The organism is Mesorhizobium sp. M0185 (assembly GCF_040322175.1).
Classification (GTDB): Bacteria; Pseudomonadota; Alphaproteobacteria; order Rhizobiales; family Rhizobiaceae; genus Mesorhizobium.
The window spans coordinates 40,123-46,635 of the sequence record NZ_JAMYSY010000048.1 but is presented as its reverse complement, the minus strand read 5'-3'; the positions used below and the strand labels follow the sequence as shown (position 1 = coordinate 46,635).

10 protein-coding genes and 1 pseudogene are annotated in these 6,513 nt (G+C 63.0%); 9 read left to right on the top strand and 2 right to left on the bottom strand.

The window, feature by feature from the left end:
• The first annotated feature begins 145 nt into the window (after positions 1-145).
• The 9 genes and pseudogenes from NKJ20_RS27585 (at position 146) to NKJ20_RS27545 (ending at position 4,932) form a co-directional block, all read left to right on the top strand.
• The gene (locus tag NKJ20_RS27585) at positions 146-1,087 is read left to right on the top strand and encodes a DUF2493 domain-containing protein (protein ID WP_352748402.1); all 942 of its coding nucleotides are present in this window, start codon (positions 146-148) and stop codon (positions 1,085-1,087) included.
• Between the two features lie 63 nt (positions 1,088-1,150).
• Positions 1,151-1,411, top strand: a complete 261-nt coding sequence (locus NKJ20_RS27580) for a type II toxin-antitoxin system prevent-host-death family antitoxin (RefSeq protein WP_057143280.1) — start codon at positions 1,151-1,153, stop codon at positions 1,409-1,411.
• Positions 1,401-1,818 (top strand): annotated as a pseudogene (locus tag NKJ20_RS27575) (hypothetical protein). Before NKJ20_RS27580 ends, NKJ20_RS27575 begins: the two are co-directional and overlap by 11 nt.
• An 85-nt stretch (positions 1,819-1,903) precedes the next feature.
• Positions 1,904-2,257, top strand: coding sequence for a type II toxin-antitoxin system TacA family antitoxin (locus tag NKJ20_RS27570; protein ID WP_352748400.1), 354 nt, complete (start codon positions 1,904-1,906; stop codon positions 2,255-2,257).
• Positions 2,258-2,443, top strand: coding sequence for a hypothetical protein (locus tag NKJ20_RS27565; RefSeq protein ID WP_352748397.1), 186 nt, complete (start codon positions 2,258-2,260; stop codon positions 2,441-2,443).
• A 53-nt stretch (positions 2,444-2,496) separates the two neighbouring features.
• Positions 2,497-2,763 carry a GNAT family N-acetyltransferase gene (locus NKJ20_RS27560; protein ID WP_352748407.1) on the top strand — a complete coding sequence of 89 codons (267 nt, stop codon included), beginning with the start codon at positions 2,497-2,499 and terminating at the stop codon, positions 2,761-2,763.
• 199 nt (positions 2,764-2,962) lie between these two features.
• Positions 2,963-3,496 (top strand): hypothetical protein, encoded by a 534-nt coding sequence (locus NKJ20_RS27555; protein WP_352748394.1) that lies wholly within the window; start codon positions 2,963-2,965, stop codon positions 3,494-3,496.
• Between the two features lie 712 nt (positions 3,497-4,208).
• Positions 4,209-4,532, top strand: a complete 324-nt coding sequence (locus NKJ20_RS27550; protein WP_352689092.1) for a DUF736 domain-containing protein — start codon at positions 4,209-4,211, stop codon at positions 4,530-4,532.
• 55 nt (positions 4,533-4,587) lie between these two features.
• Positions 4,588-4,932, top strand: a complete 345-nt coding sequence (locus NKJ20_RS27545; protein ID WP_352748391.1) for a hypothetical protein — start codon at positions 4,588-4,590, stop codon at positions 4,930-4,932.
• 116 nt (positions 4,933-5,048) lie between these two features.
• Here NKJ20_RS27545 and NKJ20_RS27540 read toward each other — a convergent pair whose 3' ends face one another.
• Both NKJ20_RS27540 and NKJ20_RS27535 read right to left on the bottom strand, forming a co-directional pair.
• Complete coding sequence (locus NKJ20_RS27540) at positions 5,049-5,453, bottom strand: hypothetical protein (RefSeq protein WP_352748389.1); 405 nt, start codon at positions 5,451-5,453, stop codon at positions 5,049-5,051.
• Complete coding sequence (locus NKJ20_RS27535; RefSeq protein WP_352689100.1) at positions 5,450-6,130, bottom strand: nucleotide-binding protein; 681 nt, start codon at positions 6,128-6,130, stop codon at positions 5,450-5,452. Before NKJ20_RS27535 ends, NKJ20_RS27540 begins: the two co-directional genes overlap by 4 nt.
• Positions 6,131-6,513: the final 383 nt, after the last annotated feature.

The following is a 6,513-nucleotide window of genomic DNA, read 5'->3' as shown; positions in this document are numbered from 1 at the left end:
CACCCCTGCCACGCCCTTGGCAGGGCCGCAACGGGGGCGCGGTCCTCGGCTCGCGCTCGGGCTTTCGGGGGGGCCGGGCCCGGGGCGGGGCCGGGAAGCGCTGTCAGGCCGCGATAGGCGCGGCCGCAACCGACGGAGACACGCCATGACCTACGAGCTTCCTTTCGACGACGCCTACGAACCCTACCACGCCTCCTCGCCGACCGACCGCGTCATCCTCGAACTGCAGATGTATGGCTATCGCCCGCATCAGGACGAACCTGATCCTCGGCCACTTCCCGACGACGAAGTGATCCGGGCCGGCCTCGCCGGGATCGTCGAGACCTTCGCCGGCATGCTTGGCGACACCAGGCTCGAACCCGATCTCGACGACCTGCTCTGGTCCTTCGCAAACGTCTTCCACCGCGCCGCCGAGCGCGTCGCCCGCAGCCTCGACCGCAACGAGGAGGCGCAGCGTTTGAGCCAGGGCGAGCAGGACGGCTCGGAGGTGAAATCGGTCGAGCTGGAACGGCTCACCGCGGAAGGCATCAGCTATGTCGAGCGCCGCAACGTGCTCGAAATCATGCGCGATGAGGCCGCCGACCTCTATGAGGCACAAACCGGATCGGCATGGCGGCCGCGCACCGGCTCCAAGGTCTCTCATCAGGCGATGACCGCGTCGGTGATCGACTCCAGAGACTTCCTCGCCGCCCGCCGCCACGCCGAATCCGAGGTGCTCGTCCCGGCCGGCACCAAGATCGCCTTCGCCGGCGGCCTCGACTGCAACGATCACGACCGGATCTGGGAGGCGCTCGACAAGGCCCGCGAGAAGCATCCCGACATGGTCCTGCTCCACGGCGGCAGCCCGCGCGGCGCCGAACGCATCGCCGCCTGCTGGGCCGAGAGCCGCAAGGTCACCCAGATCGCCTTCAAGCCGGACTGGAACCGGCACGCCAAGGCGGCTCCGTTCCGCCGCAACGACCAGCTTCTCTCGGTGGTGCCCTACGGCCTGATCGTCTTCCCCGGCTCCGGCATCACCGACAACCTTGTCGACAAGGCCCGTCGGCTCGGCATCCCCGTCTGGCGGTTCGCGGAGGATGGCGCGTGAACGCCGTTTTTCTTGCAAATCCAGAAAATCTGGATAATATGGAGATCGAAAAGGAGTCCAGCCATGCGTCAGTTCACGACGGGGGATCTCAACAAGCAGGTTGGCGACGTCACCGACGTTGCCAGCCGCGAACCCGTTATTCTCACCAAGCACCGCAAACCCCGGTTCGTGCTGATGAGCTACGAGCACTACGAACGGATGCGCATCGGCGGCGATCCCCGCCGCGCATACCATGTCTCCGAGATGCCGGAGGAACACACGGAACTCTTCGCCGCCGAGATCGACCGACTGGCGCGCGGCGAAGGATACGATGATGAGCGGTAGATTTCTGCCCGGTCAGGTGATCTCCTACCCATATCTTTGGGCATGGCAACACGAGCGCGGCGAAACGGAAGGCCGCAAGAGCCGGCCGACCTGCGTGGTCATCGCTGTCCGCGGCGCAAGAGACGGCCTGACATCTCGCGCTCCTGGCGATAACCACCCAGCCACCGACCGGCGATCGGGTCGGTTTGGAAGTCTCCGCTATCGAGTGCCGCCGCGCCGGTCTGAGCGATCTCAAACGCTGCTGGATCGTGGTTGACGAATACAACTACGATATTGCCGAACGCTCCTGGTACATCGAATCCGACGGTAGGCCCCTCGGTCGTTTCAGCGAGGCATTCATGATGAAGATCGCAGGCGCCTTTATCGAAGCGCGCAGCGAGGGCCGCCGCGTCAGCCGCCTGGATTGACCTTCTCTTTTAGCGGCAGGGAGCATACCTCGGATCGGACCAGTCCGCCGTTTCCGATGCCTTTACGCCGGTCACGGGAACAGGAATGGCTTCGTCACGCAAATCCGGTGTCATGCTGCTTTGCGCCGACGTATTCCATTCAGGAAAGGAACGCAGCATGGCCGCCGCCGCAAATAGGAAGATATCCGTTTCGATGCGGTTTCGTAGCGATGATCTCACCATCATCGACCGCGGCGCGGAACTGCTTGGCCTGTCGCGCACCGAGTTCATGCGCCGCGCAGCACTCCATGAAGCCCAGACCGCGGTCCTGAACGAGACCGTCATCGGGCTCTCGCCTGACGCCTATGACGCGTTCATGCAGGCGATCTCGCCGCCTGCCGCGGCTCCATCGCCAAAGGCGGCCGAGCGTCTGCGCAGGTCAGCGCCGTGGGAACGATAGGTGGCGATTTCAGCCGTTGAACTGCTCGATGACATGCACCGGCTCGACGCGTTCGGCTGCGGCAGGCCGGCGCTCAATGCCCGGCTGACCGGATTTGCGCGAACCAACCAAGGCCGCCGCTTCACCCGCGTCCTGGTCGTTCACGATGGCGGGGCCGTGGTCGGCAATTACGGACTGAGGGTGTGATCCAACCAAACAGCGCGCCACGCGCGATCCGCACCGCATGACGGCCGGATCCGATCCCCTGTCTCCGGATCGGGCAACTTGCAGTCGATCAACGCTATGCAGGGCAGGGCATCGGCAGCGGACTGGTCAAGGACGCGCTGCAGCGTTGTATCGCTGGGGCCGATATTGTTGGCGGCCGCGCGGTCATTGTCAGGGCGATCGACGCCGAGGCCGAGCGCTACTGGCAGAGCTGGGGCTTCATTCCTGGGCGAGACAATCCGTCGGTGCTCATGCGCTCGATCCAGGACATGAACCTCTGGCTGGCCGACAAAGGCCATTAGCTCCACGCGCGTAACGCCTCCGGCAGCGGCAGGGTCCGGGCGCGCCGGCCTGCGGCCGGCCGGGCTCTCGTCGCGGCGTCCCGCCGCTCCCCGCGCCGGCTTCGCCGTCTCGGCCTTTGGGTGACGATCCCTCGCGCAGGGCCAGAGGGAGAGGGCGGCCGGCGCGGGGCGGGGACCCTGGAGAGAAGGGAAAGTCACGATGTCGATGATATTCATAGGTGGATCACGCGAGATATTCGAGCTGCCGGAACCTGCCATCACTCGCATCGGCGCAGTCGTTGCTGCCGAGCACGGCGTGCTGATTGGCGACGCGCCCGGAGCCGATGCCGAGGCGCAGGGCCTGCTCGCTGGCTACGGCTACGAACATGTCGGGGTCTTCCATGCGGGCAAGGAACCCCGCAACAATCTGGGCGACTGGGCCGCCTACCATGTCCCGTCTCCTGAAGGCGCTCACGGGTATTGGTTCCACGCTGCCAAGGACCGGGAGATGGCGCGGCGCGCCGACTTTGGGATGATGGTCTGGGACGGTGCATCACCCGGGACGGCCGTCAACGTGCTTCGGCTCGCCATCGCGAACAAGCCGTGCGTCATTTACGATCTGGCCAGGGGCAGCATGGCGACGACGTACAATGCGGAAGACTGGTGCGCCATGCTCCGCCATGCCGGTCCGGACATTCGTCGCCAAGCCGAAGCCCGCATGACGCCGGACGAGCGTCTGGCGTTGCCGGGATGATGTACGCGCGGTCCCCCGACAGCCCGGCGGGTCCGATTCGATATGCTTGATCCGACCCGCGCCGCCTAATCCACTTCTATGAACGGCCGGAGCCGGCCCTTTTCGAACCGGCCCACGCGCAGAGCCGCGGGGCGTTGTGCAGAATGATCATCTTGACCCTTCTCGCATCTGAAGCGGGTGCAAGCGTGCCGAACAACATCCTGGCTTGCCGGGTCATCCAAACTGACTGGGAGGCATCACCACCGAGGGGCGTGAAGTTCGCTGCCAGTCGGCTCCGATCTCATACCACTATGCCGCCATACCGAACACGCAAGGCGGTTCACGCGCCATGCTGCTGTTCGATGTGTTGGCGATGGCGACGACATGACCCGAGAGGCTGCAGCCTGTTCCTGCGATCCGGCAGCATTGCGTCGGCGATTAAGCGATGGCGGCCTGAGTTCTTGTCCATCTGTCGCATCCGGGGCCATTCCCGTTTCATGTCGCCTTTGTAGACGACCGCCTGCTTTGTGCGGTCAACCCCCGTTGGGGGTACACTCGGCGAATATTCAGGAAAATTCGATTTCTGTTTTTATCTGCGGGCAGGCGAAGGGCCTGCCCGCTATTTTTCGGTAAATAGAATTTTCCAGAATTTTCGCCGAGATGACCGCAGCAGGACGGCCCTCTCCTTTGGCGCCATCGGGAATGGTCCCGATGCAACCGAAGGAGAACTACCATGGCCACCACGATCGCAAACCTCACCACCAAGGCCGACGGCTCGATGGAAGGCATCTTTGCCACGCTCCGGGTCAACGCCCCGATCACCCTGATCCCGAACACCAACAAGTCGCGCGAGGACGCGCCCGACTACCGGATCGTCAACAAGCGCACGGGCTTCGAGATCGGAGCCGGCTGGCACCGCATCTCCCAGCGTTCGGGCGAGGAATACCTCTCGATCAAGCTGGAAGCCCCCGAGATCGGCGTCATCTTCGGCAACCTCGCTCCCGCCCCGGGCGGCGAGGAAAACAAGAAGGTCATCCTCTGGAACAACCCCCAGTGAGGCATCGGTGGCCGGCCCCGCAAGGGGCCGGCTCCCCCGGCAAAAGGAGGTTGCAATGAGTCGCTACACCATCACTGTCACTGTCACTGGCACCGTCACCGGACAGGGCCGCTCGGATCCAGACGCTGTCATCGGCTACGACCCGCCACTTCGAACCTACTTCCTGCAAGCGTTCCCGCACGAAGAAACCGACGAGCCCGCGCTCTGGCTTGGCACCCGCGACCGCGCGTTCGAAACGCTTGAGGATCTTCGCCATGCAGCCATCTCACACGGCTACGACTTAGTCCCGCTGCCGCCTGAATTGGCCGCAAAGCTGGTCGACGACAAAGCTGCAGCCAGCGGGCGTCCGGAGCGGGACACCCTCGGCGAGGTGCTGAAACACCTCAACCAACCCAAGTAGGCAACACGTAAAAGGGCCCGCGACGGAACACTCCGTCGCGGGCCCTTTTTTTGCGCGTCGCAAAGAGCCACGAACATCACCCGTCACAGCATGCGATGGAGACTCCAAACCGCCGATTATTCCTTCGGCAGTTTGTGCTTATGAATGCGGATATAGTCCTGGACAGCCTTTCGCAGCAGTTCGGTCATGCTGTGCCCGTTGCTGATCGCCAGCAACTTGAACTGCCGCTGCTCCACGGCCGTCAGGTAGTAACCGCAGCGGATCATCTCCTCCTCGCGAATCTTCTTTCCGGCGATGGGGTCTTTTTTCTGACCCTGCCGCAGCAGCTTGCGGAAATCGGGCCCGACTGCCGGGGACGGCTTTACCGATTCCTGTATCTGTGGCGCAGCTTGCTCCTTGGCCCCTGACGTCTCGACCTTCTGTGGGATGAACATGCTCGGCAGCGCTGGCGGCTGCGTGGAGATCGCCTTCATCATGCGAGCTTTCTTGTCGTCACCGGCTTTCGGTGCGGTTTCTTTCATGCCGCGTTCCTTGTGGCTTCGATGAAGGTTTGCAGAAGGTCGTCAAAGACCCCTTCGCTCTCGGCAACCGCCTTTGCGTCAGGCACCTCGGGGCTGTAGAGGGTCTGCCCGGTCTGAAGGTCACGGTAGGCAACGCGATTGTGCAGGACGTGTTCTGCAATCGGCGTGCCGTTGGCCTGGATGATGGCGCGCAGTTCGGTCAGGGCTCGCGCCCTGCCATCGATGATGGTCTGCTTGGTCAGCACGAATATCGCAGGCAGCTGCCTACCCCGGCTCTCGACCGCCAGCGGGATGTAGTGATCCGTGATCTGGATGGCGGCGGTCACATCGTCGAGGGCAAAATAGACCGGCACGACGACAATGTCGGCCGCAAAGAGCCCGGCCATGAGGTTGTCATTTGTGGTGCCTTCCGTATCAATCAATACGACGGAGCGTTCCCCGTTGTGAGTGGCTGCAGCGTCAAGGATCTCCTGCGGGGTCATCGCGCTCACCAGCTGGAGGCTGTCAGGGCGATTGCCAGCGTCACCCAGCATCTGGAACCAGCGGTTCATGTTCTGCCGCCGATCGCCATCGATAAGAGTGACCGAATAACCCCGATGCAGCGCGACGGATGCGAGGGCACGCAGCATCGTTGATTTGCCAGTGCCGCCCTTTGGGATCGCAGCGGAGATGATCATGGGGGCCTCCTTCCGGCGTTGTCTCCTTGTTTCCATGTTAACATGGAAACAAGTCATCATGGACACATGGAATAATGTCACGGTCGAAACATGGTGACATAGTCAACGGGGCAAACCGGTTTGGCAACCCAGGCGCGCGCCGTAAGGCCCGCTTGGGGTGCAGACATTGCGCAGCTGCTATCAGTGAGGAAGGGGTCTGGCAGGCTGACCGGGGTGCGGATCGCTCTGATGTTTCCATGTTTACATGGAAACAAGTCTTCAACGCGTCATGGAGACATTTGCCCGGACCGCTGCCGCTGACAAATGCGCTCGTTTGAAAGGAACGCCGGCCCGCCCCTTGCCTGCTTTTATTGGGAGGATAGCCTATTTTGTGATACACACAA

Coding starts and splice junctions, on each gene's coding strand:
- NKJ20_RS27535 (WP_352689100.1), bottom strand. CDS start 6,130: ATGATCATCTCCGCTGCGATCCCAAAGGGCGGCACTGGCAAATCAACG.
- NKJ20_RS27545 (WP_352748391.1), top strand. CDS start 4,588: ATGAGTCGCTACACCATCACTGTCACTGTCACTGGCACCGTCACCGGA.
- NKJ20_RS27585 (WP_352748402.1), top strand. CDS start 146: ATGACCTACGAGCTTCCTTTCGACGACGCCTACGAACCCTACCACGCC.
- NKJ20_RS27550 (WP_352689092.1), top strand. CDS start 4,209: ATGGCCACCACGATCGCAAACCTCACCACCAAGGCCGACGGCTCGATG.
- NKJ20_RS27540 (WP_352748389.1), bottom strand. CDS start 5,453: ATGAAAGAAACCGCACCGAAAGCCGGTGACGACAAGAAAGCTCGCATG.
- NKJ20_RS27555 (WP_352748394.1), top strand. CDS start 2,963: ATGTCGATGATATTCATAGGTGGATCACGCGAGATATTCGAGCTGCCG.
- NKJ20_RS27570 (WP_352748400.1), top strand. CDS start 1,904: ATGGCTTCGTCACGCAAATCCGGTGTCATGCTGCTTTGCGCCGACGTA.
- NKJ20_RS27580 (WP_057143280.1), top strand. CDS start 1,151: ATGCGTCAGTTCACGACGGGGGATCTCAACAAGCAGGTTGGCGACGTC.